At 71.5% G+C, this 25,949-nt stretch carries 25 protein-coding genes and 1 riboswitch; of the genes, 16 read left to right on the forward strand and 9 right to left on the reverse strand.

The genetic code is table 11. From position 1 onward, the window contains the following. Window positions 1–152: 152 nt before the first annotated feature. The 3 genes from ACH41F_RS33120 (at window position 153) to ACH41F_RS33130 (ending at window position 4,100) form a co-directional block, all read left to right on the forward strand. The gene (locus ACH41F_RS33120; RefSeq protein ID WP_391240201.1) at window positions 153–812 is read left to right on the forward strand and encodes a response regulator; all 660 of its coding nucleotides are present in this window, start codon (window positions 153–155) and stop codon (window positions 810–812) included. 287 nt (window positions 813–1,099) lie between these two features. Beyond that, window positions 1,100–3,028, forward strand: a complete 1,929-nt coding sequence (locus tag ACH41F_RS33125; protein WP_391239770.1) for a 2-oxoacid:acceptor oxidoreductase subunit alpha — start codon at window positions 1,100–1,102, stop codon at window positions 3,026–3,028. Beyond that, window positions 3,021–4,100 (forward strand): 2-oxoacid:ferredoxin oxidoreductase subunit beta, encoded by a 1,080-nt coding sequence (locus ACH41F_RS33130; protein ID WP_398838807.1) that lies wholly within the window; start codon window positions 3,021–3,023, stop codon window positions 4,098–4,100. Before ACH41F_RS33125 ends, ACH41F_RS33130 begins: the two co-directional genes overlap by 8 nt. Before the next feature lie 55 nt (window positions 4,101–4,155). Here the strand turns inward: ACH41F_RS33130 and ACH41F_RS33135 are convergent, their stop codons facing one another. From ACH41F_RS33135 to ACH41F_RS33145, 3 genes are all read right to left on the reverse strand, one after another. Continuing rightward, complete coding sequence (locus ACH41F_RS33135; protein ID WP_391239776.1) at window positions 4,156–4,344, reverse strand: hypothetical protein; 189 nt, start codon at window positions 4,342–4,344, stop codon at window positions 4,156–4,158. A gap of 282 nt (window positions 4,345–4,626) precedes the next feature. Then, window positions 4,627–5,121 carry a DUF6082 family protein gene (locus tag ACH41F_RS33140; RefSeq protein WP_391239779.1) on the reverse strand — a complete coding sequence of 165 codons (495 nt, stop codon included), beginning with the start codon at window positions 5,119–5,121 and terminating at the stop codon, window positions 4,627–4,629. Between the two features lie 298 nt (window positions 5,122–5,419). Continuing rightward, window positions 5,420–5,824 (reverse strand): winged helix-turn-helix transcriptional regulator, encoded by a 405-nt coding sequence (locus ACH41F_RS33145; protein ID WP_398838809.1) that lies wholly within the window; start codon window positions 5,822–5,824, stop codon window positions 5,420–5,422. 92 nt (window positions 5,825–5,916) lie between these two features. Between ACH41F_RS33145 and ACH41F_RS33150 the strand changes: the two genes are divergently transcribed. The 4 genes from ACH41F_RS33150 (at window position 5,917) to ACH41F_RS33165 (ending at window position 9,698) form a co-directional block, all read left to right on the forward strand. Further along, the gene (locus ACH41F_RS33150; RefSeq protein WP_398838811.1) at window positions 5,917–6,771 is read left to right on the forward strand and encodes an SDR family oxidoreductase; all 855 of its coding nucleotides are present in this window, start codon (window positions 5,917–5,919) and stop codon (window positions 6,769–6,771) included. Between the two features lie 128 nt (window positions 6,772–6,899). Beyond that, on the forward strand, window positions 6,900–7,901 hold the full coding sequence (gene rarD, locus ACH41F_RS33155; protein WP_398838814.1) for an EamA family transporter RarD: 1,002 nt from the start codon (window positions 6,900–6,902) through the stop codon (window positions 7,899–7,901). 233 nt (window positions 7,902–8,134) lie between these two features. After that, the gene (locus ACH41F_RS33160; RefSeq protein ID WP_398838816.1) at window positions 8,135–8,611 is read left to right on the forward strand and encodes a VOC family protein; all 477 of its coding nucleotides are present in this window, start codon (window positions 8,135–8,137) and stop codon (window positions 8,609–8,611) included. A 139-nt stretch (window positions 8,612–8,750) separates the two neighbouring features. Further along, entirely contained in the window at window positions 8,751–9,698 is a 948-nt protein-coding gene (locus ACH41F_RS33165) for a M28 family metallopeptidase (RefSeq protein WP_398838818.1), read from the forward strand. Here ACH41F_RS33165 and ACH41F_RS33170 read toward each other — a convergent pair. Beyond that, a complete protein-coding gene (locus ACH41F_RS33170; protein WP_398838820.1) occupies window positions 9,695–11,185 on the reverse strand; it encodes a tetratricopeptide repeat protein in 1,491 nt (496 codons plus the stop codon). The two genes, ACH41F_RS33165 and ACH41F_RS33170, sit on opposite strands and share 4 nt — an antisense overlap. Before the next feature lie 222 nt (window positions 11,186–11,407). Between ACH41F_RS33170 and ACH41F_RS33175 the strand changes: the two genes are divergently transcribed. From ACH41F_RS33175 to ACH41F_RS33185, 3 genes are read left to right on the forward strand one after another with little or no spacing between them, the layout of a single operon-like run. Next, a complete protein-coding gene (locus ACH41F_RS33175) occupies window positions 11,408–11,905 on the forward strand; it encodes a DUF6668 family protein (RefSeq protein WP_391239799.1) in 498 nt (165 codons plus the stop codon). A 32-nt stretch (window positions 11,906–11,937) separates the two neighbouring features. Further along, window positions 11,938–13,053, forward strand: coding sequence for an amidase (locus ACH41F_RS33180; protein WP_398838821.1), 1,116 nt, complete (start codon window positions 11,938–11,940; stop codon window positions 13,051–13,053). Window positions 13,054–13,087: 34 nt separating this feature from the next. Then, the gene (locus tag ACH41F_RS33185; RefSeq protein WP_398838822.1) at window positions 13,088–13,672 is read left to right on the forward strand and encodes a flavodoxin family protein; all 585 of its coding nucleotides are present in this window, start codon (window positions 13,088–13,090) and stop codon (window positions 13,670–13,672) included. A gap of 7 nt (window positions 13,673–13,679) precedes the next feature. Here ACH41F_RS33185 and ACH41F_RS33190 read toward each other — a convergent pair whose 3' ends face one another. The 4 genes from ACH41F_RS33190 to ACH41F_RS33205 all read right to left on the reverse strand — a co-directional run bounded on the left by ACH41F_RS33190 (window position 13,680) and on the right by ACH41F_RS33205 (window position 18,544). Continuing rightward, window positions 13,680–14,585, reverse strand: a complete 906-nt coding sequence (locus tag ACH41F_RS33190; RefSeq protein ID WP_391239808.1) for an ABC transporter permease — start codon at window positions 14,583–14,585, stop codon at window positions 13,680–13,682. Next, the gene (locus ACH41F_RS33195; protein ID WP_398838823.1) at window positions 14,572–15,564 is read right to left on the reverse strand and encodes an ATP-binding cassette domain-containing protein; all 993 of its coding nucleotides are present in this window, start codon (window positions 15,562–15,564) and stop codon (window positions 14,572–14,574) included. Before ACH41F_RS33195 ends, ACH41F_RS33190 begins: the two co-directional genes overlap by 14 nt. 33 nt (window positions 15,565–15,597) lie before the next feature. Further along, window positions 15,598–16,836 (reverse strand): DUF2092 domain-containing protein, encoded by a 1,239-nt coding sequence (locus ACH41F_RS33200; protein ID WP_391239813.1) that lies wholly within the window; start codon window positions 16,834–16,836, stop codon window positions 15,598–15,600. 697 nt (window positions 16,837–17,533) lie between these two features. Then, window positions 17,534–18,544: a polyprenyl synthetase family protein gene (locus tag ACH41F_RS33205; protein ID WP_391239816.1), complete on the reverse strand. Its 1,011-nt coding sequence runs from the start codon at window positions 18,542–18,544 to the stop codon at window positions 17,534–17,536. Window positions 18,545–19,481: 937 nt separating this feature from the next. Next, window positions 19,482–19,666: riboswitch (cyclic di-AMP (ydaO/yuaA leader) on the forward strand. 3 nt (window positions 19,667–19,669) lie between these two features. Here ACH41F_RS33205 and ACH41F_RS33210 point away from each other — a divergent pair. Further along, window positions 19,670–20,116: a transglycosylase SLT domain-containing protein gene (locus ACH41F_RS33210; RefSeq protein ID WP_391239819.1), complete on the forward strand. Its 447-nt coding sequence runs from the start codon at window positions 19,670–19,672 to the stop codon at window positions 20,114–20,116. On the opposite strand, the gene ACH41F_RS33215 is transcribed toward ACH41F_RS33210, so the two are convergent. Beyond that, window positions 20,113–20,928, reverse strand: a complete 816-nt coding sequence (locus ACH41F_RS33215) for a Cof-type HAD-IIB family hydrolase (protein WP_391239822.1) — start codon at window positions 20,926–20,928, stop codon at window positions 20,113–20,115. The genes ACH41F_RS33210 and ACH41F_RS33215 overlap by 4 nt on opposite strands. A 291-nt stretch (window positions 20,929–21,219) precedes the next feature. Between ACH41F_RS33215 and ACH41F_RS33220 the strand changes: the two genes are divergently transcribed. The 5 genes from ACH41F_RS33220 (at window position 21,220) to ACH41F_RS33240 (ending at window position 25,797) form a co-directional block, all read left to right on the forward strand. Beyond that, window positions 21,220–22,371, forward strand: coding sequence for an arabinogalactan endo-beta-1,4-galactanase (locus ACH41F_RS33220; RefSeq protein WP_398838825.1), 1,152 nt, complete (start codon window positions 21,220–21,222; stop codon window positions 22,369–22,371). Between the two features lie 19 nt (window positions 22,372–22,390). Beyond that, on the forward strand, window positions 22,391–22,996 hold the full coding sequence (locus tag ACH41F_RS33225; RefSeq protein WP_398838827.1) for a hypothetical protein: 606 nt from the start codon (window positions 22,391–22,393) through the stop codon (window positions 22,994–22,996). 127 nt (window positions 22,997–23,123) lie between these two features. After that, window positions 23,124–24,344 (forward strand): fumarylacetoacetase, encoded by a 1,221-nt coding sequence (fahA, locus tag ACH41F_RS33230; protein WP_391239830.1) that lies wholly within the window; start codon window positions 23,124–23,126, stop codon window positions 24,342–24,344. A 290-nt stretch (window positions 24,345–24,634) separates the two neighbouring features. Then, window positions 24,635–25,420 carry a hypothetical protein gene (locus ACH41F_RS33235; RefSeq protein ID WP_398838829.1) on the forward strand — a complete coding sequence of 262 codons (786 nt, stop codon included), beginning with the start codon at window positions 24,635–24,637 and terminating at the stop codon, window positions 25,418–25,420. Next, entirely contained in the window at window positions 25,417–25,797 is a 381-nt protein-coding gene (locus tag ACH41F_RS33240) for a GntR family transcriptional regulator (protein ID WP_398838830.1), read from the forward strand. The genes ACH41F_RS33235 and ACH41F_RS33240 overlap by 4 nt, the downstream gene beginning before the upstream one ends. Window positions 25,798–25,949 lie beyond the last annotated feature (152 nt).

Consider the following 25,949-nt stretch of genomic DNA (forward strand, 5'->3'; position numbering starts at 1 on the left):
CCTCCCCCGAGGGCAGCCCGGAACACCCTGACCTGAACCGATTCCCCCTCCCCCGGCCCACCGGCAGGCGAATGCTGGAATGCTGGGCCTTGCCCGTCGGTGAGGCGGGTGCGGAGGCTGGGTGTGGGGGGCCGAGGATCGTGGAGGACAGGGTGCGGGTGGTCATCGCCGAGGATTCGGTTCTGCTCAGGGAAGGGCTGACCCGGCTGCTGACCGACCGTGGGCTCGACGTCGTCGCCGGGGTCGGTGACGGGGAGGCGCTGGTCAAGACCGTCACCGAGCTGGACGCGCAGGGTGAGTTGCCGGACGTGGTGGTCGCCGACGTACGGATGCCGCCGACGCACACCGACGAGGGGGTGCGGGCGGCCGTGCAGCTGCGCAAGGCGCATCCAGGGCTCGGGGTGCTGGTGCTGTCGCAGTACGTGGAGGAGCGGTATGCGACCGAGCTGCTGGCCGGTTCCAGTCGTGGGGTCGGCTATCTGCTCAAGGACCGGGTAGCCGAGGTGCGTGAGTTCGTTGACGCGGTGGTCCGGGTCGCCGAGGGGGGTACGGCGCTGGACCCTGAGGTGGTCGCGCAGCTGCTGGGCCGCAGCCGCAAGCAGGACGTGCTCGCGGGACTCACCCCGCGCGAGCGGGAGGTCCTGGGGCTGATGGCCGAGGGGCGGACGAACTCGGCGGTCGCGCGGCAGCTCGTGGTGAGCGACGGCGCCGTGGAGAAGCACGTCAGCAACATCTTCCTGAAGCTGGGGCTGTCCCCCAGTGACGGGGATCACCGACGTGTTCTCGCGGTCCTCACCTATCTGAACTCCTGATGTCCTGACACCGTGTCAGCCGTACGGGTGACACCCGATGCGTACGACCTGGGGCGACACGCGCACGGCATGCGTACGTCCCAGCACCGAAGGTGAGCGGGAGCGTCTTGTAGGCAAGCGCCGGGGGGCGAGCAGATCATGAGAAATCAGGGCGGCGGGCGGTCTCAAACTCGTGTCCGACATGCGATTGGCCACAGGAAGGCGACCCTTACGGACGTAGGGTTGATCCTGGGCGGGCCTGCGGGAGGGCCTGTCCCGGACAGCCGCCTCGAGGGAGGTCCAGTTCAGTGACCAGTCAGGTCAGTAGCCCAGCGGAGCAGGCCGACGAAGCCGTCGTGGGAGAGCAGCGCAAACCGGCAGGGACGAAGGACGTCCGCCGGCTGGACCGGGTCATCATTCGCTTCGCGGGGGACTCCGGTGACGGTATGCAGCTCACCGGCGACCGCTTCACCTCGGAGACGGCCTCCTTCGGCAACGATCTGTCCACCCTGCCGAACTTCCCCGCCGAGATCCGGGCACCTGCCGGGACCCTGCCGGGCGTGTCCTCCTTCCAGCTGCATTTCGCCGACCACGACATCCTGACCCCCGGCGACGCGCCGAACGTGCTGGTGGCCATGAACCCGGCCGCCCTGAGGGCCAACATCGGGGACCTGCCGCGGGGCGCGGAAGTCATCGTCAACACCGACGAGTTCACCAAACGCGCGATGCAGAAGGTGGGCTACGAGCAGAGCCCGCTCGAGGACGGTTCCCTCGACGGCTACAGCCTCCATCCGGTGCCCCTGACGACACTGACGGTCGAGGCCCTCAAGGAATTCGACCTCAGCCGCAAAGAGGCCGAGCGCAGCAAGAACATGTTCGCGCTCGGCCTCTTGTCGTGGATGTACCACCGGCCCACCGAGGGCACCGAGCGCTTCCTGAAGACGAAGTTCGCCAAGAAGCCCGAGATCATGAAGGCGAACCTGGCGGCGTTCCACGCCGGCTGGAACTTCGGCGAGACCACCGAGGACTTCGCGGTCTCCTACGAGGTCGCGCCGGCCGCCGCCGCGTTCCCGACCGGCACCTACCGCAACATCTCCGGGAACCTCGCCCTGTCCTACGGCCTGATCACGGCCTCGCGGCAGGCGGATCTGCCGCTGTTCCTCGGCTCGTACCCGATCACCCCGGCCTCGGACATCCTGCACGAGCTGAGCCGCCACAAGAACTTCGGCGTGCGCACCTTCCAGGCCGAGGACGAGATCGCGGGCATCGGGGCGGCGCTGGGCGCGGCCTTCGGCGGCAGCCTGGCGGTGACGACCACGTCCGGTCCGGGGGTGGCGCTGAAGTCGGAGACCATCGGCCTCGCGGTCTCCCTCGAACTCCCCCTGCTGGTGATCGACATCCAGCGCGGCGGACCGTCCACGGGCCTGCCCACCAAGACCGAGCAGGCGGACCTGCTCCAGGCGATGTTCGGCCGCAACGGCGAGGCCCCGGTCCCGGTCGTCGCGCCGCAGACTCCGGCCGACTGTTTCGACGCCGCACTGGAAGCCGCCCGTATCGCGCTGACCTACCGCACCCCGGTCATGCTGCTCTCCGACGGCTACCTGGCCAACGGCTCCGAGCCCTGGCGCATCCCGGAGATCGACGAACTCCCGGATCTGTCCGTGCAGTTCGCCCAGGGACCGAACCACACCCTGGAGGACGGCAGCGAGGTCTTCTGGCCGTACAAGCGCGACCCGCACACCCTCGCCCGCCCCTGGGCCGTCCCCGGCACCCCCGGTCTCGAACACCGCATCGGCGGCATCGAGAAGCAGGACGGCACGGGCAACATCTCCTACGACCCCGCCAACCACGACTTCATGGTCCGCACCCGGCAAGCCAAGATCGACGGCATCGAGGTCCCCGATCTGGAGGTCGACGACCCGCACGGGGCGCGCACGCTGGTGCTGGGCTGGGGCTCGACGTACGGCCCGATCACGGCGGCGGTGCGGCGGCTGCGTACCGCGGGCGAGTCCATCGCCCAGGCCCACCTGCGCCACCTCAACCCGTTCCCGCGCAATCTCGGCACGGTGCTGGGGCACTACGACAAGGTGGTGATCCCCGAGATGAACCTCGGGCAGCTCGCCACGCTGATCCGGGCGAAGTACCTGGTGGACGCGCACTCGTACAACCAGGTCAACGGAATGCCGTTCAAGGCCGAACAGCTTGCCACGGCTCTCAAGGAGGCCATCGATGGCTGAGACGTCCACGGAAGGCACGGGCACGATCGAGGCGCTCTCCCTCGTTCCCAAGGCCGAGGGTCGCCAGTCCATGAAGGACTTCAAGAGCGACCAGGAGGTCCGCTGGTGCCCCGGCTGCGGTGACTACGCGATCCTCGCCGCGGTCCAGGGCTTCATGCCGGAACTGGGCCTGGCCAAGGAGAACATCGTCTTCGTCTCGGGCATCGGCTGCTCGTCGCGTTTCCCGTACTACATGAACACGTACGGCATGCACTCGATCCACGGCCGGGCGCCGGCGATCGCGACGGGCCTGGCGGCGTCGCGCAGGGACCTGTCGGTGTGGGTGGTGACGGGCGACGGGGACGCGCTGTCGATCGGCGGCAACCACCTGATCCACGCCCTGCGGCGGAACGTGAACCTGAAGATCCTCCTCTTCAACAACCGGATCTACGGCCTGACCAAGGGCCAGTACTCGCCCACCTCCGAGGTCGGCAAGATCACCAAGTCGACGCCGATGGGCTCTCTGGACGCCCCGTTCAACCCGGTGTCCCTGGCGATCGGCGCGGAGGCGTCCTTCGTGGCGCGGACGGTGGACTCGGACCGCAAGCACCTGACGGAGGTCCTGCGCCAGGCGGCCGCCCACCCCGGTACGGCGCTGGTCGAGATCTACCAGAACTGCAACATCTTCAACGACGGCGCCTTCGACGCGCTGAAGGACAAGCAGCAGGCAGAGGAGGCGGTGATCCGCCTGGAGCACGGCAAGCCGATCCGCTTCGGCGCGGACGGCTCGCGCGGCGTGGTGCGGGACCCGGTGACGGGTGACCTCAGGGTGGTCGACGTGACCCCGGACACCGAGTCCCAGGTCCTGGTCCACGACGCCCACTCCCCCTCCCCCACCACCGCCTTCGCCCTCTCCCGCCTCGCCGACCCGGACACCCTCCACCACACCCCGATCGGCGTCCTCCGCTCGGTCGACCGCCCGGTCTACGACACCCAGATGGCCGACCAACTGGACACCGCGATCGAACAGAACGGCAAGGGCGACCTGGCGGCCCTCCTCGCCGGCGGCGACACCTGGACCGTGGTCGGCTGACGCCCGGCGAACATACGGAGGGCCCGGACGCGACACAGCATCCGGGCCCTCGGCGTCAGGCGTCGGGGATGTCTCTCTTGGCGCGCAGAAGGGTCTCTCGGGTGATCACGACGATACGTTCGTAATCAGCCCGAGCGGCATCCGCCGGAAGCAGCGCGTCCAGTTCATCGGTGCGGTCGGTACCGATGACCGCGAAGCTGCCGTCACTCAGCTCGAACAGATCCGGACAGGTCTCACCTGTCATGGATCCTCGTTGGCGGGGCGAGTCTCCGATACGGCGGAGAATTCTGACGGCAGGGAGTTCGCTGCGCACGCGGGAGCCCTTTTCTATGGCCACATGAGTGAAGCCCGGCCCCGCAAGCCACTCGGGACCGGACAAGATGACATCGGGACAACTTGTCTACCCCGCCCATGGGGATGGCCGGACGGTAACTTTCCACTCAATGCAGTGACTTATGTCACACGTTGGAAGTAACAGGCCACACGGTCACACCCGTCCGCGACACGACAAGATTATGACGCTCCGTCAGACGCCGGTCTGCTCCTCGGGCCCGGCGACCCACCACTCATCGGGATCGTCGGCCAGTTCCTCGACGATGACGTTGACCACCTCCCCCACCTTCGCCTCCATCGAGTGACGGGGAAGGCTACGGCGGTGCTCACGGGTGGTCTCCCAGTACTCCGCGAAGATCGGATTGCGGGCCAGGATCCTCAGGTGGCCGATGAGTTCCTCCCACCCGTAGGCACCGATGCGATGGCCGAGGAGGATCGCGCTGTACTCGCGGTTGACGAACAGGACCTGGCGACGCTTGCGGTCGGACAACTCCTGAAGGGTGCTCATGGCTTCCGCCAGCGCAGGGTCCGCCATGGCCCGGTCCACCTGTTCCGCCGCGATGCGGTGCAACTGGATGATGTTCGCGTTCCTGATCTCCTCGGTGAGGAAGGTGAGTTGGCGCAGAACGTCCAGCAGCAGTTCGTCCTGACGCTGACGCCGCGACGGACGCGGGAAGGGCCTACGCACGCGTCCTGTTTTCAACCGTGCCGCAGAATCGATCCTGCGCTCATCCGGATTCTGTGTGGCCAATGCGAACCCCCGAGTCAGGCGTCCGGCTGCCGGTCGGGGATCTCGCGGGCGGTACGAGGACCGGCGTGCGGGTGGGCACAGCGCCCGCCCCCAGCATGCCGAACGACTCAAGCCGGCACGGGAGGCGGAAAGGGGGCGCATGGGTGGACGTATCTCTGAGGCCAGCCAACGCCCTGACATGTATGTGCCCACCGCGCGCGGTCAGCATTCGCCCGAAGTGCGCGACGCGTTCGCGTCATCCCTGCTCAGAGCCCCCTTTCCGCGCGTCATACACCTCCCGCGCCTCCTGTACCGCCCCCATCCGCGCTTCCGTCCACGCGGCCAGGTCCCGGACCTGTTGTGCTGCCTCGCGGCCGAGGTCGGTGAGGGAGTAGTCGACGCGGGGTGGGATCACCGGTCGGGCGTCGCGGTGGAGCAGGCCGTCGCGTTCCAGGGTCTGGAGGGTCTGGGTGAGCATCTTCTCGCTCACCGTCCGGCCGCCACTGGCGGAGATCGCGCGGCGCAGCTCGCTGAAGCGGTACGAGCGGTCGAGGAGATGGATGAGGACCAGGACGCCCCAGCGGCTGGTGACGTGCTCCAGGACGAGCCGGTGGGGGCATATCGCCTCGCCGGTCTCCGGGCGCGCATTGCTTACTGCCATGCCAGTACCTTACTTCAAAGTGGGTACTTTCCTTGAGTTAGCGCCTGCCCTAAGGTTAGTGGCATCGCCACCCCACTAGGAGATCCCAGATCATGAGCATCGTCGTCACCGGAGCCACCGGACACCTCGGCCGTCACGTCGTCGAGCAGCTGCTGGAGAAGGTTCCGGCGGAGCAGGTCACCGCCGTCGTCCGCACCCCGGAGAAGGCCGCCGATCTCGCCGAGAAGGGCGTGCGGATAGCGGTCGCCGACTACAACAGCCCCGAGACCTTCGACGGCCTCCTCGCCGTCGGCGACAAGGTGCTGCTGATCTCCGGCAACGAGTTCGACAAGGGCCGCCCCGGGCAGCACCAGGTCGTCATCGACGCCGCCAAGGCCGCGAACGTGGCGCTGCTCGCCTACACCAGCGCCCCCGGCACCCTCACCGCCGCCCTCGCGGACGACCACCGGGCCACCGAGGAGGCGCTGCTGGCCTCCGGTGTGCCGTACACGCTGCTGCGCAACGGTTGGTACAACGAGAACTACACGGAGAACCTGGCGCCCGTCCTCGAGTACGGCGCCGTCGTCCAGGCCGCCGGTGACGGCCGGCTCACCACGGCCGCGCGCGCCGACTACGCGGCCGCCGCCGTGGCCGTGCTGACCGGCGAGGGGCATGAGAACCAGACCTACGAGCTCGGCGGCGACGAGCCGTGGGGCTTCGCCGAGTACGCCGCCGAACTCAGCCGGCAGACCGGCAAGGAGATCGTCTACAACGCCGTCTCCGTCGAGGCCTTCACCGAGATCCTGGCGGGTGCCGGGCTGCCCGCGCCGGTCGCCGCGATGCTCGCCGGTGTCGACGCGTCCATCGAGAAGGGCGAGCTGCTCGTCACCTCCGGCGACCTTTCCCGGCTGACCGGCCGTCCGGCCACCCCGATCGCCGACTCCCTGGCCGCCGCGCTCAAGGGCTGATCACCCCGCCCGAGGGTCCTTGAGCAGCCACTCCCGCCTGTCATGACCGTATAGCGATACGGGCATGACAGGCGGGGGTGCCCGGCGTTACCTTCGTGCAGGCGAGGTCGGCGCGAGGAGGAGGGCCCATGAGCGGAAAGCCCAAGGGTGAGCGGCACATAGGACTGCTGAACGGCTTCGCCGCGTACGGGATGTGGGGGCTGTTCCCGCTCTACTTCCCGCTGCTGAAGCCCGCCGGGGCCACCGAGGTCCTCGCCCACCGGATGGCGTGGTCCTTCCTCGTCGTCGCCCTGGCGCTGCTCGTCCTGCGGCGGTGGAGGTGGGCCGGTGAGCTGCTGCGGCAGCCGCGCAAGCTCGCGCTGGTCACGGTCGCCGCGGCCGTCATCGCGGTGAACTGGGGCGTCTACATCTGGGCCGTGAACCACGACCGGGTCGTCGAGGCCTCGCTCGGCTACTTCATCAACCCCCTGGTCACCATCGCGATGGGCGTGCTGCTCCTGAAGGAGCGGCTGCGGCCCGTGCAGTGGGCGGCGGTGGGGATCGGCTTCGGTGCCGTCGTCGTGCTCACGGTCGGGTACGGGCGGCTGCCCTGGATCTCCCTCGTCCTCGCCTTCTCCTTCGCGACCTACGGGCTGGTGAAGAAGAAGGTCAACCTCAGCGGGCTGGAGTCGCTCGCCGCCGAGACCGCGATCCAGTTCCTGCCCGCGCTGGGCTACCTGGTGTGGCTCTCCGCGCGCGGCGAGTCCGCGTTCGTCACCGAGGGCCCCGGCCACGCCGCCCTGCTCGCCGGGACCGGCCTGGTCACCGCGCTCCCCCTGATCTGCTTCGGGGCCGCCGCGATCCGCGTCCCGCTGTCCACCCTCGGCCTGCTCCAGTACCTCGCGCCGGTCTTCCAGTTCCTGCTCGGCATCCTCTACTTCCACGAGGCCATGCCGCCCGAGCGCTGGGCCGGGTTCGCGCTGGTCTGGCTGGCGCTGTCGCTGCTGACCTGGGACGCGCTGCGCACCGCCCGCAGGCTCAGGAGCCAGACCGGCAGGCCCGGCGCCACCCTCGCGACGGGTACCACCAGCGCCGTACGGAACGCGGACAGCGTCGCCCCGGGCCCCGACCCGGTCGACGTCAAGCCGTAGACGGCGGTCACCGCCGAGATCCCGATCGCCGAGCCGAACCGGGTCGCGGTGCGCGGCGGCCCGCTCGCGAGACCCTGCTCGTGCTCGGCGACACCGCCCGTCGCCGCGATCGTCAGCGGCCCGGACGGCGTACAACAGGCGGGGGGCCAGGGACGCGGGAGCCTCACGGACAGCGGCGGCGGGGTCCGAGTTGCGGACAGTCGTTGACCGCGAGCGCCGCTATAAGTGACCGCATGACGCAGACGACACCCGTGACCCCCGTACCCGTCCACTGGAAGCTCGTGATCGACTGCGCGGACCCGCAGTCCCAGGCCGACTTCTGGGCCGCCGCGCTGCACTACGAGGTCGAGGACAACGACGCGCTGATCCGGCGGCTGCTGGACCTGGGCGCACTGCCGCGCGAGGCGACCGTCGCCTTCCACGCCCGCCTCGCCTTCCGCGACCTCGTCGCCGTACGGCATCCGGACGACCCCTACGACGAGCACAGCGGCACCGGCCTCGGGCGCCGGCTGCTGTTCCAGCGGGTGCCGGAGGAGAAGACGGCGAAGAACCGGCTCCATCTCGACCTGCACCCGGGTGAGGGGCGGCGGGAGTCCGAGGTCGAGCGGCTGACGGGGCTCGGCGCGAAGGTGCTGCGGGAGGTGCGGCAGGCGCAGGGCACGTGGGTGGTGATGGCGGATCCGGAGGGGAACGAGTTCTGCGTGCAGTAGGCAGCCGCGCCCGGTTCCGGATTCCGAACTCGCTGTCCTGATACCGCTCTTGACGGAGAGTTAGTCACAGCTTCACCATCCAGGCACCCCATTCGCTGTGGAATCCCTGTGATTCCCGAGGAATCCGGAGCCCCCCACCATGAAGCTCTCCGTTTCCGGGCGCGCGTCCACGGCCGGCCTCGCCACGGCCGTCCTGCTGCTGACCGGCGGATCCATAGCCGGCGCGGCGCCCGCCCCCGAGGTGACCGCCGCCGCGCCCGACATCCCCGTGGCCAACGTCAAGGCCCACCTCACCCAGCTCCAGTCCATAGCCACCGCCAACGGCGGCAACCGGGCGCACGGCCGCGCCGGGTACAAGGCCTCGCTCGACTATGTGAAGGCCAAGCTCGACGCCGCCGGATACACCACGGTCATCCAGCAGTTCACCTCCTCCGGCCGCGTCGGCTACAACCTGATCGCCGACTCTCCGGGCGGCGACGCCAACCGGGTCGTCATGGCCGGCTCGCACCTCGACAGCGTCACCTCCGGGGCGGGCATCAACGACAACGGCTCCGGTTCGGCGGCGGTCCTGGAGACCGCGCTGGCCGTGTCGAGAGCCGGGTACCAGCCCACCAAGCACCTGCGGTTCGCGTGGTGGGGCGCGGAGGAACTCGGCCTGGTCGGCTCGCGCTACTACGTCAACAACCTCTCCTCGACGAACCGCGCGAAGATCAGCGGCTACCTGAACTTCGACATGATCGGCTCGCCCAACCCCGGCTACTTCGTCTACGACGACGATCCCGCGATCGAGAAGACCTTCAAGGACTACTTCACCGGCCTCGGCGTCCCGACCGAGATCGAGACCGAGGGCGACGGCCGCTCCGACCACGCGCCGTTCAAGAGCGCGGGGGTGCCGGTGGGCGGGCTGTTCACGGGCGCGAGCCGGACCAAGACGGCGGCGCAGGCGGCCAAGTGGGGCGGCACCTCGGGGCAGGCCTTCGACCGCTGCTACCACTCGTCCTGCGACACGACGTCGAACATCAACGACACCGCCCTGAACCGGAACAGTGACGCGCTGGCGTACGCGGTCTGGGAGCTGTCCTCCTAGGAGTCGAGCTTCCGGGCGCGTGCGGCGAGGCGGGCCATGCGGGCCTGGGCGGACTCGAGTTCCTCGATGTCCTCCACGGCCGTGCCTTCCTCCCGCGTCAACTCGGTCCACAGGCCGATGAGTTCGACCCCCATGCGCAGCCCGTGCTCCGGGTCGCGTACGGCACGCCAGGCGGTCGCCGCGCTCTGGACGTTGCCGTACGCGGCCTCGGGGTCCCCGGCGTGGTGGCGGGTGCGGGCGAGGTCGAGCGAGAGGGTGAAGGCGCGGGCCGGGTCGCCGTTCAAGTAGGCGATGTACGCGGACAGTTCGAGGAGCCCCAGCACCTCGGGGTGGTCCGGGCCCAGGGTCCGGGACGCCTCGGCCACGGTCTGCTCCGCCAGCTGTGCGGCCTCGTCCGTCCGCCCCGCCTTCACGGCCTCGTTGATCCGCGCCTTCGGTCCGGCGAGGAACGCGGCTGCGCCGTCGTCGTGGACCGCCACGGGGTCGTCCCCGAGCACGGCCTCGGCCACGGCGTCGAACCCACGGGGCGGGGCCGGCTTGGGGTCGGGGTCGTCGCGGAGGGGCGCGGGGAGGCCGGGGAGGGACCTGGGTGCGGGAGTGGGCGTCACCCCCGGGGCGGGTGTGAGCCCGGAGGTCGGCTCGGGCCCGGCGTCCGGGGCGGGCTCGGGGTCAGTGGCCGGTTCGGGCCAGGTGGAGGCCTCCGGTACGGCGTCCGCCGCCGGGGCGTGTGCGGGGCGTACGCCCGTCCCGGGTGACGTATCCATGACCGGCGGCGGCCCGAACTGGCCGGTGGGGGGCGCGACCGTGCCCGGTGCCGCCTCCGCCACCCACCGCGGCACGGCCCGCAGCCGGAACGTCGGCACAGCGTCCCGCGGCTCCTGCCCCTCCGGGTCCGACACGGCACGGATCGGGAAGGTGGGGGGCTCGGGGGTGCGGGCCCGGTCCTCGCGCCCGGGCTGGGGCTCGGGTCGCGCCTGGGTCCGGGGCTCGGTCTGGCGGAGCAGGTGGGTGGGCTTGTCGTGGGACGCCCCGGACGCCCCGGACGCCCCGGATGCTCCGGACGCCTCGACGGCCTTGGCCCGGAACTCCGCCGGTGCGGCGGGGAGGGCGGGCGGTCCCGGCGGCGTGGGCGACGACACCGGCCCCGCATTCCCGGGCAACCCCGCCCCCGTCTCCACCGGCTTCCCTGTCTCCACCGGCTCCGCCGTGAAGCGGCTCGATCCGTCCGCGTCGATGCGCAGGGCGACCACATAGCCGATGCGGTCGTCGTGGACCGTGGCGTGGACGGGGTGTCCGGTGGCGAGGGCGATGCGGTGGAGGTGGTCGAGGACGGTCTGGTGCAGTTCCTCGCCCGGGACCGGCGTCACGGGCACGCCTCCCACGACGGCCCCGCCCGCTCCGACGAGGACGTCGAGCGGCGCCGCCGCGAGCACCGCCGGCTGAACGGCGCCCTGCTGTTCCCGCTTCTCGCGGCTGAGTCGCGACATGGTTCCCTCACTCGGATCCGTCGGAGCGTGGCGGACGGCGTGCTCGGGTTCCATGGTGCTCCCTCCGCCGGCCGGGCCGATGCGCCCCCGGCGTCAAGAGCCGGTCGTACACATACTGTTGAGTAGTCTCTCCGTTCGCTCCTGGTTCTCACGTCACCGTGACGTCACAGGCTCGTCCCAGGCCGGACGGGGGACGCCGACGCCTCGGGAAGGAGACCGTACGTGCAGCAGGGACCGGAGATCTGGGTCCGCGGGCCGGTGGCCCCGCCGCAGGGACGTCCCGAGCCCGTCGCGCACGCCTCGGCGCGCCGTTTCTCCTTCGTCGGCACGCACGGCGGCGCCGGGGTCTCCACCCTGGCCGCTGTCTACGGCGGTCACGACTGCGGGCGGGACTGGCCCGGCCCCGACGCTCCCCCGTCCGTGCTGCTCGTCGCCCGCACCCATGCGAGCGGGCTGGCCGCCGCCCTGCGCACCCTGGACGCCTTCCGGCGCGGCGCCGCCCCGTACGGTCTCGACCTGGACGCGGTGGTGCTGGTCGCGGACGCCCCGGGCCGGCTGCCGAGGCCGCTGGCCCACCAGGTGAAGGTGATCGAGTCGGCGATCGACGTCTATCGCGTGCCGTGGGTCACCGAGTGGCGCCTCGGCGACCTCGGGGGCCGTCCGCCGCGGGAGACCGAGCCGCTGGCCCGGCTCACGGGCGTGTCCGGGCGGTCGCGCTGACGCCGCTGTGCGCCGAGGAGATCGCCGCGGCGGTGCGGGCCGGGTCGCTGTCGGCCGTCGAGACCGTCGCCCGGGCCCTGGAGCGGGTCCGTCGGGCCGAGCCCGCGCTGCACGCCTTCACCGAGGTGTGGGACGAGACCGCCCTGCGGTGCGCCGCGGAGGTGGACGCGCGGGTGGCCGCCGGGGAGCGGCCGGCGCTGGCCGGCGTGCCGATCGGGGTGAAGGGGCGCGGGGGGTTGCGCCGGGCGGCCCCGCTGGTCGCGGCGGGGTGTGTGGCGGTCGGCGCCACGGCCGTCCCGGGGCCGGGGACGCCCTGGCAGACCTGGGGGCTCGGCGCGGGCGGTCGTACCGTCAACCCGTGGCGGGCCGACCGTACGCCGGGTGGCTCCTCGGCCGGTTCCGCGGCGGCGGTGGCCGCGGGGCTGGTGCCGCTGGCGACCGGGAGCGACGGGGCGGGGTCGGTGCGGATCCCGGCGGCCTGGTGCGGGGTGGTGGGGCTGAAGGTCACCAACGGCCGGCTGCCGTCGCCCGACCGGACAGGGCTCGCCGCGGACGGCGTGCTCGCGGGATGCGCGCGGGACGCGGCGGCCTACTGGCGGGTGATGGCCGGCGGCGCCGCCACGCACGTCCCCCCGGGGCCCGCCCCCGCCGCCCTCTGGTCCCCCGACCTCGGCTACGACACCCCTGATCCCGGCATCGTCGCCGTGGCCCGTGCCGCCGCCCTGCGGCTCGCCGAGGCCGGTGCCGTACGCCTCGCGGGCGACGGGGCGCGGCTGCGTCTGCGTGATCCCGCCCCGGCCTGGCGGGCCCTGCGCACCCCGGGCGCCGACCCGGCCGCGGCCGCCCGTGTCCGGGCCCTGAACGACCGGCTGCTGGCCGCGTTCTTCGCCGGCACGGACCTGCTGCTGACCCCGACGGCACCCACAGGACCGCACGGCCACGACGGCCCCGGTGACCGTTACTCCACCTCGCTGACCTGGGCGTTCAACCTGAGCGGGCATCCGGCGATCAGCATCCCCGCGGGTCTGGGCCCGGACGGTTGCCCGGTCGGGCTCCAGCTGGTCGCGCGGCACGGTGCGGAGGCGCTGCTGCTCCAGGTGGCCGGAGCCGCCGCCACCCCCTGGACAGCTAAATGCACACGCATATAATCACCGTACATACATCGATCGTCTGGGGGATTCCATGACACGCCGCTTCCTGTTCGTGCTCGGCAGCAGCCGCACCGACGGCAACACCGAGCTGCTGGCCCGCAAGGCGGCCGAGCAGCTGCCCGGCGACGTCGAGCAGCAGTGGATCGACCTCAACGACCATCCACTGCCCGACTTCGAGGACCTGCGGCACGACAGCGACCACCGGCGGCCGACGGAGGGCAGCGTCGGACTCCTCTTCGACGCCACGCTCGCGGCGACCGACATCGTGATCGCGTCCCCGCTGTACTGGTACTCGCTGTCCGCCCAGGCCAAGGGCTACCTCGACTACTGGTCGGGCTGGCTGCGCACCCCCGGGGCCGACTTCAAGGCCACCCTCGCGGGCCGCACCCTGTGGGGCGTCACCGCGCTCGCGCACGAGGAACTGGAGGTCGCCGACCCGCTGATCGGCACCCTCAACCACTCGGCCGCGTACATGGGGATGCGCTTCGGCGGGGTGCTGCTCGGCAACGGCAGCAAGCCCGGCGACGTCCTGAACGACACCGAGGCGCTGGCCCGCGCGAAGACATTCTTCGCCCAGGAGGCACCGCTCGCCCGCTTCCCCTACGACACCCCCTGACCGGCCCTCAGGCGGTGATGTCCTTGGTGGTGAACCTGGCCCATGCCGCCGAGCCGAACACGGCCGCGTACAGGGCCTGCAGGCCGAGGTTCTTCACCAGGTCGTCCCAGTACACCGGTTCGCGCATGAGGTCGGCGAAGGACAGCCAGTAGTGGGAGAAGAGGTACGGCTGGATCGCGTGCAGCTGGGGGATCTGGTCGAGGATCTGGACGGTGATGAGCAGACCGACGGTCGTCGCCATCGCCGCGATGCCGCTGCCGGTCAGGGTCGACACGAACAGGCCGAGCGCCGCCACGCCGGTCAGTGACGCGGCGACGACCAGGGCGATCAGGAGGGCCCTGCCGAGCCCTTCGGCGAAGCTGATCCGGGTGCCGGAGATCGTCGTCAGGTCACCGAGGGGGAACAGCAGGGCGCCGACCAGGAGCGCCGAGACCGCGACCACCAGCGTGGCCAGGAGACAGAACGCCATCACCGTCACGTACTTGGTGAACAGCAGGCGGGTGCGACCGGCCGGGGCGACCAGGAGGTAGCGCAGGGTGCCGGCGTTCGCCTCACCGGCGATGGCGTCGCCCGCGACCACGCCGATCGCCATGGGGAGGAAGAACGGCAGGGTCGCGGCGAGGCCGGTGAAGACCAGGAACAGGCCGTTGTTGGTGATCTGCGAGATGAACGCGGGGCCGCCACCGCCACCGGGACCCGCGCCGCCGCCGTCACCGGTCTCGATCCTCACGGCGATGCCGACGAGGACGGGGACGGCGGCGAGGACGGCGAGCAGGGCGAGGGTGCGCCAGCGGCGGAAGGTGGTGAGCAGTTCGTTGTGCAGGAGGGCGCCGTAGAAAGTCGTGCGGCGACCGCCGGTGGGGCGGGGCCGGTCCGGGCGTCGCTCGGGCGCGTCCACCTCAACCCGCGACATCGAAGCCCTCCCCCGTCAGTGCCACGAAGGCGTCCTCCAACGTGGCCCGTTGCACCCCAAAGGCGCGGACGCGCACGCCCGCCGCCACCAACGCGGCGTTGAGGTCGGCCAGTTCGCCGTCCGGTGGATCGGCGGTCACGGTGTCGTCCGCCACGACGACGTCCCCCACCCCCTGCTCCTTCAGCACCCGCGCCGCCTCCGCCGCGTCCGGGCTCGTCACGACCAGCCGGCCCCGCGCCCCCGCGGCCAGCTCCGCCACCGGGCCCTGGGTGATCAGCCGGCCCTGCGCCATGACCGCCGCGTGCGTGCAGACCTGTTCGATCTCGTCCAGCAGATGCGAGGAGAGGAAGACGGTCGTGCCGTCCGACGCCAACTCCCGCACCAGGGAACGGATCTCCCGCATGCCCTGCGGGTCGAGGCCGTTGGTCGGCTCGTCGAGGACCAGCAGCCGGCGGGGCTGGAGGAGCGCTGCCGCGAGACCCAGGCGCTGTTTCATGCCCAGCGAGTACGCCTTCGCCTTCTTGCCGGCGGCGGCTGACAGCCCGACCCGGTCCAGGGCCGCCGCGACGCGGGTGCGCCGGGTGCGGGGGTCGGCGGTCGGGTCGGCGGCGTCGTAGCGGATCAGGTTGTCGCGGCCGGAGAGGAAGCCGTAGAGGGCGGGGCCCTCGATGAGGGCGCCCACCTGCGGGAGCACCGCGCGGGCCGAGCGCGGCATGGGGCGGCCCAGCACGCGGGCCGACCCGGAGGTCGGCTCGATGAGGCCCATCAGCATGCGGATGGTGGTGGTCTTGCCGGAGCCGTTCGGACCGAGGAAGCCGAAGACGCTGCCCGCCGGGACGGTCAGGTCGAGACCGTCGACGGCGAGCTGCCCGCCGCGGTAGCGCTTGGTGAGCGCGCGCGTGTGGATGACGCTGTCACCCGCGTCGGCGCTCGCGCCGTCGCCCTCCGGATGTGACTCCGTGGCGGGCGGCTGGTCCATCGGCTCCCTCGATTCGTCGTGCGCGTACGGCGGTTACCTGGCCTCGTCCGCCGCCTTCACCAGCGCGTCCTTGGTCACCGCGCCGACGTACACCTTGCCGTCGTCGGTGATCAGGGCGTTGATCAGACGGGTCTTGAAGACGGTGCCCTCACCGAACTTGCCGCTGACCTTGTCACCGAGGGAGTCGAGGAAGCCGCCGAACGCGCCGCCCGCCTCGGAACCGGACGGCATGCCCTGGCCGCCGGTGTCGAAGGCGGCGATGGAGTTCCAGCCCTCGCCGATGACGTCGAGCCCCTCGGGGCCGGCGCCCTTGGCGAAGTCCCGGTCGAAGTCCTCGCCGGAGTGCCGGCCCGCGTGCTCGGGCGCCTTGGCGGCGTCGGTGGCGTCCTCCTCGGTGACCTTCGCGCCCTTGGGAGGCGTGAAGTCGAAGGTGGAGGCGGCCGGCGTGGCGTAGCTGATCTGTGTGAAGCCCGCGTCGACCACCGCGGCCCCGCCGCTCGCCGGGGTCAGGGTGAACTTCAGCGGCAGCCCCGTCCTCGCGTCCACGGCCACGGTGATCTGGCCGACGGTGGACCCGGAGTCCTTGGGCTTGATGACGAGCCGGTAGGCGTCGCGGCCGGCGACCTGCGCGGTGCCGTCGACGGTCACGGAGGTCGTGTCGTCGACCGCCTTCAAGGCCTCCTCGGTGAGCTCCTTGGGCGTGGCCGGCAGCTCCTGCTCCTTGCCCTGCCCGCCCTTCTTGCCGTCGCCCTCGTCGGCGGTGGCGTGGAAGACCTCGTTGGAGGCGCTGTCGTAGCCCCAGACGTCCTTGCCGTCGTGGATGAGGCTGTACTCGGCGGCGTCCTCCAGCAGCGAGATCTTCTGCCGGTCCGGGCCGTCGGCGGCGACGCGCAGGGTGTGGGAGCCGGTGGCGAGTTCGGGGAGCTTGGACGTCGGGTCGGCCGACGAGCCGTCGCCCGAGCCGCCGCGACCGCCGGTCAGGCCGCTCTCCAGTCCGCCGAGGTCCGGCAGCCCCAGGTCGGTGTTGATCCTCACGGTGCCGGTCAGCCGCTCCACGTCGGACGCGGCGATCTTCTCGATGAGTTGCTGTGCGCTGATCTTCGGCAGGTCCGGGTCGCCGGAGTCGGCGAGCGCCGGGACGAGCCCGATGGTCGCCGCGGCCACCCCCACGACCGCGACCGGGACGACGTACCGCGCGGCCTTGCGCCGGCCGGCGCGCAGGTCGTCGGCCTCGTCCGCCGTCGTGCTGTCGTCGGATCCGTACGGTGCCATGTGTGCCCTACCTCCGTGTTGGGCGGCGGCTTCCAACTACTGGCTCCCCCGAGGGGGATGGCCTCACGACCACCCCGTAGCCGCCATTCTCACCCGAATCGGTGAGGAGTGGTGTTTTCCGTGATGTCCATCTGACCAAATCGGCCAGGGAAAGACGTCAGCCCGCGGGCTCAACTCCACGTACACCTGCGGTATGACACGGCAAGGCGGCGCCTGCCCCGACCCGTAGGGGTCGGACACGGGCCGCCGCCGTCGGTGCCCTTGGCACCCCGGTGGATGGGGAACGCGGTCGGCCACGACATCCGGGGCCTCGGTACGAGGCTGATCGCGGACCGGGCGCAGACCGACGGTATGACGCGCATCACGCGGGAGGGTCGGGTGCGGGGCCGGGCACCTCGCCCCGCCCTGCTCCGGCTCACCCGGGCCGCAGAGGCCGCTGTGCGGCTGGACTGCGGGGGTGCGCGCGGGTACTACGCCGCCACGCTCGCGGGGCGGTTGCCGCTGTGCGGCTCGACGCGGGCGCGCCGGGTACTACGCCGCCACGCTCGGCAGCGAACGGCAGCGAACTGCTACGGCAACAGGCGGAGGGCGGTAGGCCGCAGGCGGTGGGCCACAGGCGGCAGGCGGCAGGCGGCAGGCGGCAGGCGGCAGGCGGCAGGCGGCAGGCGGCAGGCGGCAGACAACAATCCGGCAGGCCCTACCCCGCCCGATGCACCACCGCGTCGCACATCTCCATCAGCGCGGCCTTCGCGTCGCACTCCCGCAGCGGGGCCAGCGCCCCGCGCGCCTCCTCCGCGAACCGCACCGTGTCCCGCCGCGCCTGCTCCAGCGCGGGATGCGCCCGCAGCGCGGCCAGCGCCTGCGCGTGGCGTGCGTCGTCGGTCAGGTCGGAGTCCAGCAGCTCGCAGAGCGCGATGTCCTCCGCCAGCCCCAGCCGGGCCGCCCGCTCGCGCAGCCGCAGCACCGGCATGGTCGGGATGCCCTCGCGCAGGTCCGTCCCCGGGGTCTTGCCGGACTCGTGGGAGTCGGAGGCGATGTCGAGCACGTCGTCGGCGAGCTGGAAGGCGACGCCGAGACGCTCGCCGTACTGCGTGAGGACGTCGACCACCGTCTCGTCGGCGCCCGACATCATCGCGCCGAAGCGGCAGGAGACCGCGACCAGCGAGCCGGTCTTGCCGCCGAGCACGTCCAGGTAGTGCTCGACCGGGTCCCGGCCGTCCACCGGTCCGGCGGTCTCCAGGATCTGCCCGGTGACCAGCCGCTCGAACGCCTCGGCCTGGACCCGGACGGCCTCCGGACCGAGGTCGGCCAGGATGTGGGAGGCGCGGGCGAACAGGAAGTCGCCGGTGAGGACGGCGACCGAGTTGCCCCAGCGGGTGTTCGCGCTGTCGACCCCGCGCCGTACGGCCGCCTCGTCCATCACGTCGTCGTGGTACAGCGTCGCCAGGTGGGTCAGCTCCACCACCACGGCCGACGGCACGATCCCGGGGGCGTGGCGGTCACCGAACTGGGCGGCGAGCATCACCAGCAACGGGCGGAAGCGCTTTCCGCCCGCCCGGACGAGGTGCTGCGCGGCCTCCGTGATGAAGGGGACCTCGCTCTTGGTGGCTTCGAGCAAACCCTCCTCGACGGCCGCCAACCCGGCCTGGACATCGGCTTCCAGAGCCTGGTCCCGCACGCTCAGCCCGAACGGCCCGACGACGGTCACGAGGGGTCTCCTGTCTGCTGGTGTCTACTGGCGATTACGCGGTTTGTCGATAGGTCGCTGCCATCACTCAAGTCAGCGTATCCGGTCACCTTTCGATCACCGATGCCACCCACCCGAGCAGCACGGGCGGTATGGGACCACGACCGCTATGTTTCCGATCACCTGAAAAGAGCGGATATCTAAAGACTTGGACGAAAGCGGCACAGCGTGTCGCGAACGGCCATCGATGTGGACCCCCGCCGGAGGGCCGCCGCCCGAGCACGACACCGCCTCCTTCGGTCGGCCCCGAGGGCCTGCACACCCGCTCCGGCCTGGAGATACGGGGAACGGTTCTCGATCCTGGGCACGCGAGCCGCCCTCGCCTGGGTGACATGCGCATGCCGCTGTGAGCCACGGTGGCGGCGACGCACAGGGCCGGCCGCACCCGTCCGCGCCGCGCACGGCCCCCCTGGTCCACCTCACCCCGATCGCCGAACGTATGCCCGCTTCGGCGTCAACGGCGCGATCCCGACGCCCGCGGGCCCGGCCGTGACGGCGGCGACCCAGGGGCCGAGCCGCACTACGCACCCCGTCCACTGCGGTCACCCCGATGGGCCCGCGCATCCGTACGCCGCCCGCCCGCCGCGAGGCGTCCTCGGGCACCGCCTTCGACGAGTCCGAGCAGGCGTGGACCCGCGGTCCGAGCACGCTGCGGACCCGCTCCGGTAGCGAACCCCACGAGCCGCCGGATAACTGCCAGTTGGGCATCCTTGCCCGATATGCCGCTCTTGCGCTCACCAGTGAGTTGACTCACGTCCGCCCACCCGACTCCCTTGGAATTCCACGGGCGACAAACCGCGCACCAAGGTCAACAAGTGTGATCTGTGAATTCGGTACTTGTTCCGGACATGTGCCCTCGCATACGTTCCGGGCCCGGGCGGACGCCTAATCCTGCCGCCGCCCGATACCGCTCACTCAACGAAACACGTACGGCAGGAGCGGGGGACCCAGGTAAGTCGCCGAATCCGGACGTCTCAGGGCGATCCGGCACGGCTCGGGGTGTAGCCATGCCTTCTCCGGCATGGCCGGGCAGCTCCCGCCCGAACCCGACAGCTCACCTCGTAGGCGCCGGAGAGGAAATTCGTCATGCGTCTGCCCCGCAAGCTCGCCATCGCCGGTACCGGCATAGCCCTGCTCGCCCTTCCGCTCGTCGGCGCCACCAGCGCCTCCGCGGCCACCCCGACGGTGTCCACCGCGACCTCGCTCGGCTACTCCAACACCCTCGACGGCTGGATCCGCGCCTCGCTCCAGGTCATGGCCCAGAACGGCATTCCCGGCAGCTACAACGGCATCTACCGCAACATCATCCGCGAGTCCTCGGGCAACCCGTACGCCATCAACAACTGGGACTCCAACGCCGCCGCGGGCACCCCGTCCAAGGGCCTGCTCCAGGTCATCGACCCGACGTTCCAGGCGTACCACGTGGCGAACACCTCGTGGGACCCCTACGACCCGGTCGCCAACATCACCGCCGCCTGCAACTACGCGGCGCAGCGGTACGGGTCGATCGACAACGTGTGGGGTGCTTACTAGAACGCGGCGGGGAAGAGTCTTTCGAGGACGACGGCGATGCCGTCGTCCTCGTTCGACAAGGTCACCTCGTCGGCCACGGCCTTGAGTTCGGGGTGGGCGTTGGCCATCGCGACCCCGTGGGCCGCCCAGTCGAACATGGGGATGTCGTTGGGCATGTCCCCGAAGGCGACGGTCCGTTCGGGGCCGAGGCCGAGGTGTCCGGCGGCCATCGCCAGGCCCGTCGCCTTGGTGACGCCGCATGGCTGGAGTTCGACGGTGCCGGGGCCCGACATCGTCACGGTCGCGAGGGAACCGACGACGGTGCGCGCCGTCGCCGCCAACTCGTCGTCGGACAGCGACGGATGGCGCAGCAGCACCTTGCTGATCGGCTCGCACCACAGGTCGTCGCGGCGCGCCACCCGCACGGCGGGCAGGGTCGGGTGCGGCATCAGATAGCCGGGCTCGATGAGGGTGAGCCCGTGCACCCCGTCCTGGTCGACGGCGGCGTACACCTGCCCCACCTCGGCCTCGATCTTGCCGAGCGCGGTCTCGGCCAACTCCCGGTCCAGGGTGACCGACCAGAGCAGACGGTCCGCGCCGGCGTCGTAGACCTGCGCGCCCTGCCCGCACACCGCGAGCCCGGTGCTGCCCAGGTCGTCCAGGAGCGGCCGCACCCTCGGGGCCGGACGGCCGGTCACCACCAGATGCCGGGCCCCGGCCTCCGCCACCCGGGCGAGCGCGGCGAGCGACCGGTCGGAGAGCGTGTCGTCGCCCCGGAGCAGGGTCCCGTCCAGGTCAGTGGCGATGAGTGCATATGCGGTGGGTGCGGCCATGATCAGAGAATACGGATGGAAACCCCTGCCGACTCGACGCGAACCGGACGGGCGCAGCCTTCACATGCGTTGACCGCCGCTCCGGTTCCGCGCGTCGCTGCGCACAGGTGACTGTGCTGATGTAACTGTGATCGTGCACAGAACGAAGAGCGCGTAACCTCTTGTCAGCACAGAGGTTGTGGGGTTACTTACTGGGAGCTCAGAACATCAGCGACGGTCTCGACTGTGCACGCTCACAGGCGCATCCGGCGCCGATCTTCTCCGTGACCGTCCGCCGAAGGGACCCGAGAGATGCGCAGACGCAGTGTTCTCACCGCCGCCGGAGCCGCCGCGCTCGCCGTGCCCGTGCTGGGGGCCACGCCCGCGGCCGCCGACACCTCACGTGGGCGCAGGCGCCTGGAGATCCGCGCCATGGACATCTCCTCGCTGCCCAAGAACGAGGACCACGGCGCCGTGTACCGCACGGCCGACGGCCGCCGCGAGGACCCGGTCCGTCTCCTCGCCCGCGCCGGCGTCACCCATGCCCGGCTGAAGGTCTGGGTGAACCCCGCCGACGGCTACAACACCAAGGCGCGCGTGCTGCCGCTGGCCCGCCGCCTGCGCCGGGCCGGTATCGGCATCTGGGTCGACTTCCACTACTCCGACACCTGGGCCGACCCGGCGCACCAGACCAAGCCGGCCGCGTGGGCGGATCTGGACGTCGCCGGGCTCACCCGGGCCGTGTACGACCACACCGCCGACGTCCTCGGAGCGCTGCGCCGGCAGGGCACGCCCGCCGACCTCGTCCAGGTCGGCAACGAGATCAACGGCGGCATGCTCTGGCCCGAGGGCAAGAACTGGGGTGGCGACAGCGGCGGTTGGGGCAACCTCACCGCCCTGCTCAAGGCGGGCCTGAGCGCCGCCCGCGACACCACGCCCCGCGTACGCACCCTGCTGCACATCGCCTCGGGCGGCGACAACGGCACGTCCCGCTGGTGGTTCGACAACGTGGTGTCCCACGGCGTCGACTTCGACGTCATCGCCCAGTCGTACTACCCCTTCTGGCACGGCACTCCGCAGACCGCCGCCGCCAACCTCGCCGATCTCACCGCCCGTTACGGCAAGCCGGTCGTCATCGCCGAGACCGCGTACCCCTTCACGCTCGGCAGCGAGGACGACGTCAACGACATCCTGAACAGCCCCGCGCAGCTCACCCCCGGTTTCCCCGCCACCCCCGAGGGCCAGGCCGCCTGGCTGCGCACGGTCGCCGACCTCACCGCGGGCGTCCCCGACGGACAGGGTCTCGGCTACTGCTACTGGGAGGGCGCCTGGACCTACCGCGCCGGCAGCGGCTGGGACCCGCAGGACCCGGGCTCGGGCAACGCCTGGGAGAACCTGGCGCTGTTCGACTTCCACGACCGGGCCCTGCCCGGCCTGCGGACCCTGGGCCGCTACCGGTCGTAGCGGATGGGATGCTCCCGGGGTGACGGACCTGCCGGAGACCTTCCTCGACCATCTGCGGACAGCGGCCGTCGGCGTGCTCGAACGCTTCCCCGCCGACCTCAGGCCCGAGATGTACGCCCTGTCCTTCCGCATCTGGCGCGTGGACGACGACGACCGCCGACCGTACGTCGCCATCGGCTACCAGACCGAGAGCCAGTACGAGCGGGAGAAATACCCCGACGCCGAGGGCGAGGTCCGCTGGAACCACGCCTACTGGCTCCTCGACGGCTTCGAGACCCTCGGCAACGTCCCCGAGGACCCGGTGGGCGGCCAGGTCTACGTCGAGGAGGTCAGGCGGCTCGGCGCCTGGTACGACGGAGACTTCGACCTCGACCGCGTACTGGACGACGAGGATCTGGCGGCCCGGGCCGACCTCCTGCGGCACCACTTCTACGACGCCGTCATCGACCTCGCCCGCCATCTGCACGCCGACGGGGTGATCGAACGGATACTCGGCCGGCCGCTGCCCGTGGTCGTCTTCGACATGGCCCACCCCGGCTGGGAGCTGCACGCCACCGAGGCCGCCAACCCGCCCGAGCTGGTACGGGAGTTCATGGCCTGGCAACTGGCCGCCGGGGAGTTCTGATCGGGCATCGCGGACTCTTCGCCCCCTCCCAGTCACCCCTTCAAGCCCTCCCCATCCAGGCGGCTCGCACGTAACGTGTGGCGCGACCACATGGCATACGCAGCGATTGAGAGCGAGGCAGCACCCCATGCCCCCCTTCGATCTCCCCGAGGGCGACCCCTTCGGCCCGCACAACCTCCCGTACGGCGTCTTCTCGCTGCGCGACTCCACCGACCGGACCGTCGGCGTCCGGCTCGGCGACCAGGTCCTCGACGCGGGCGCGGCGGCCCACGCGCTGGGCTCCCCCTACGCCGCCCTGCTCGCCCGCCCCACCCTCAACCCGCTCCTCGCGGCGGGCCGCACCGCCTGGTCGGACGTCCGGCGCGCCTTGACGGCCTGGGTGACGGTGCCCTCGCACCAGTCGGCCGTCGCGGAGTTCCTCCATCCGCTGAGCTCGGTGACCCTGCACCTCCCCTTCGAGGTCGCGGACTACGTCGACTTCTACGCCTCCGAGAACCACGCCCGGAACGTCGGCCAGATCTTCCGCCCCGACGCCGCCGACTCCCTGACCCCCAACTGGAAGCACCTCCCGATCGGCTACCACGGCCGCTCCGGCACGGTGGTGGTCTCGGGCACGGATGTCGTACGGCCTTCGGGGCAGCGGAAGGCCGCCACGGACCCCGAACCCGTCTTCGGCCCGTCCGTCCGCCTGGACATCGAGGCGGAGGTCGGCTTCGTGGTCGGGGCACCGTCGACGATGGGCTCACCGGTGGCGCTGGGTGACTTCCGCGAGCACGTCTTCGGACTGTGCCTGCTCAACGACTGGTCCGCGCGCGACATCCAGGCCTGGGAGTACGTCCCGCTCGGCCCGTTCCTCGGCAAGTCCTTCGCCACGTCGGTGTCGGCGTGGATCACCCCGCTCGACGCACTGGACGAGGCCCGCGTGGCCCCGCCGGAGCGCACCCACCCCCTGCTGCCCTACCTGGACGACTCCGGGCTCGTCGACGAGCCCGGCGGCTACGACCTGCGGATCTCCGTCGCGATCAACGGCCACGTGGTGTCCGAGCCGCCCTTCTCCACCATGTACTGGACCGCCGCACAGCAACTGGCCCACATGACGGTGAACGGTGCCTCGCTGCGGACGGGCGACCTGTACGGCTCCGGGACCGTGAGCGGCCCCTCCGAGTCGGAGCGCGGCTCCCTGCTGGAACTCACCTGGAACGGCCGCGACGCCCTCGAACTCCCCGACGGCAAGCGGACGTTCCTGGAGGACGGCGACGTGGTGACCCTGTCGGCCTGGGCACCTGGACCGGACGGGGTCCGGGTGGGACTGGGAGAGGTCGCGGGGCGGGTGGTGTCTGGGGGGTGAGGTGCGGTGCGGGGCGGTTGGGCGAGGGTGCGGGGCGGCCGGGCAGGGGTGCCCTGCGGGGCGGCCTGGCGAGGGTGCCGTGCGGGGCGGCCGGGCGAGGGTGCCGTGCGGGGTAGCCGGGCGAGACGGTGCAGAGGTGGCCGCTGCGGTGGCCCGGGACGACGAGCAGACGACGAACAGCCGCGGACTTGTAGCAAGCGATTGACACAAGCACCCAGGGGCCCGCATCTTGTACTCATCGCTTGATACAAGCGGTGAAACGGTTGCGTCTCCACGGGGGTCTGTCCGTCATGCCCGAACTCGATTCCGCCGCGCGCCCTTCGTCCCGCGCGCATCTCGACCGCTACGCCCGCTGGGCCGGCCTGGCCGCCGGCTTCCTGGTCGCCCGCCTGCTGTCGCCCCTGACCGACGGCGACGGCATCCTCTACGCCATCCCGGCGTTCGGCCTGTGCGCGGTCGCCGGGGTGCTGGTCGGCGACGCGCTCACCGGCCCCCGACGCGGTGCCGTACGCACGGCCGGGCTCACTCCGCGCCGGGTCCGCGACTACGTTCCGCCCCGCATGACCTGGCTGCTGCTCGGACTCGCGGCGGCCCTCGTCCTCACGCTGACCGTGGCGACCGCGGTGGCCTCGCCGGACGACCTGGGGCGAGTGGGCCGCGCGCTCACCCTGACCTGCCGGGGCACGACCGACTCGGCCTCGCCCTGGCCGGGGTCCTTCTACGCCGTCCCGATCCTCTCCTGCCTCGCCGTCTCGACCGTCGCCTGCGGCTGGTCACTGCGGCGGATCGCCACCCGCCCCGGCGACGACCGATCCCGCCGCGACCGGACCCTGGCGATCGTCGCCGCGTGGGGCCTGGTCGTCTCGACCTCCCTCCTCGGCGTCGCCTCCACAGCCTCCGGCGCCCTCATGAGCACGACCTGCGACGGCACCCCGGGCACGATCGCGAACTGGGCCCTGTGGCCGCTGGCCCTGGTCTCCCTGCTGGTGGCTCCGTGGTGCCTGTTCACGGTCGCCTCGCCTCGGACAGGTTCGGCAGGTCCGGGGAACCAGGCTGGTCGGACGGAGGGCCGGTGAGCGGCGAGGCCCTACGGGTCGACACGGCCAGCCCCGTCCCGCCGTACGAGCAGATCCGTGCGCAGCTCTCCGGCCTGATCACCTCGGGCCGTCTCCCGGAGGGCGAGCGGCTGCCGACGGTACGCCAGCTCGCCGCCGACCTCGGGCTCGCGCCGGGCACGGTGGCCCGGGCGTACCGGGAGCTGGAGGCCGCCGCCCTGATCCGGACCAGACGGGGGGCCGGGACCCGGGTCGCCCCCCTCCCCTCGGACCTTCGCCAGGGCCCCGATCCCGCCGAACTGGCGGAACTGGCCCGGGCGTTCGTCACCGCCGCCCGAACCGCCGGGGCACCGGACCCGGCCATCTCGGCGGCCGTGGCGGAGGCGCTGCGGGAGTGAGGAGGTCGGGGGGTGAGGGCCGGGGCGAGACGGCGGCACGATGAGGGGTGAGAGGGACGCCGACGGGCAGGCTGTCCGTTCTGTCCCCTGACTCCGCTCGTCCGGGCCGTCATACTGGCGGCGGGCGACGATGTGACGCGTACGCGCCGCAC

The organism is Streptomyces sp. NPDC020489, assembly GCF_044386545.1.
In the GTDB taxonomy this organism is placed as follows: Bacteria; Actinomycetota; Actinomycetes; order Streptomycetales; family Streptomycetaceae; genus Streptomyces.

Coding starts and splice junctions, on each gene's coding strand:
- ACH41F_RS33130 (WP_398838807.1), top strand. CDS start 3,021: ATGGCTGAGACGTCCACGGAAGGCACGGGCACGATCGAGGCGCTCTCC.
- ACH41F_RS33135 (WP_391239776.1), bottom strand. CDS start 4,344: ATGACAGGTGAGACCTGTCCGGATCTGTTCGAGCTGAGTGACGGCAGC.
- ACH41F_RS33165 (WP_398838818.1), top strand. CDS start 8,751: ATGAAGCTCTCCGTTTCCGGGCGCGCGTCCACGGCCGGCCTCGCCACG.
- fahA (WP_391239830.1), top strand. CDS start 23,124: ATGCCCCCCTTCGATCTCCCCGAGGGCGACCCCTTCGGCCCGCACAAC.
- ACH41F_RS33145 (WP_398838809.1), bottom strand. CDS start 5,824: ATGGCAGTAAGCAATGCGCGCCCGGAGACCGGCGAGGCGATATGCCCC.
- ACH41F_RS33160 (WP_398838816.1), top strand. CDS start 8,135: ATGACGCAGACGACACCCGTGACCCCCGTACCCGTCCACTGGAAGCTC.
- ACH41F_RS33150 (WP_398838811.1), top strand. CDS start 5,917: ATGAGCATCGTCGTCACCGGAGCCACCGGACACCTCGGCCGTCACGTC.
- ACH41F_RS33190 (WP_391239808.1), bottom strand. CDS start 14,585: ATGTCGCGGGTTGAGGTGGACGCGCCCGAGCGACGCCCGGACCGGCCC.
- ACH41F_RS33220 (WP_398838825.1), top strand. CDS start 21,220: ATGCGCAGACGCAGTGTTCTCACCGCCGCCGGAGCCGCCGCGCTCGCC.
- ACH41F_RS33215 (WP_391239822.1), bottom strand. CDS start 20,928: ATGGCCGCACCCACCGCATATGCACTCATCGCCACTGACCTGGACGGG.
- ACH41F_RS33195 (WP_398838823.1), bottom strand. CDS start 15,564: ATGGACCAGCCGCCCGCCACGGAGTCACATCCGGAGGGCGACGGCGCG.
- ACH41F_RS33210 (WP_391239819.1), top strand. CDS start 19,670: ATGCGTCTGCCCCGCAAGCTCGCCATCGCCGGTACCGGCATAGCCCTG.
- ACH41F_RS33200 (WP_391239813.1), bottom strand. CDS start 16,836: ATGGCACCGTACGGATCCGACGACAGCACGACGGCGGACGAGGCCGAC.
- ACH41F_RS33235 (WP_398838829.1), top strand. CDS start 24,635: ATGCCCGAACTCGATTCCGCCGCGCGCCCTTCGTCCCGCGCGCATCTC.
- rarD (WP_398838814.1), top strand. CDS start 6,900: ATGAGCGGAAAGCCCAAGGGTGAGCGGCACATAGGACTGCTGAACGGC.
- ACH41F_RS33170 (WP_398838820.1), bottom strand. CDS start 11,185: ATGTCGCGACTCAGCCGCGAGAAGCGGGAACAGCAGGGCGCCGTTCAG.
- ACH41F_RS33185 (WP_398838822.1), top strand. CDS start 13,088: ATGACACGCCGCTTCCTGTTCGTGCTCGGCAGCAGCCGCACCGACGGC.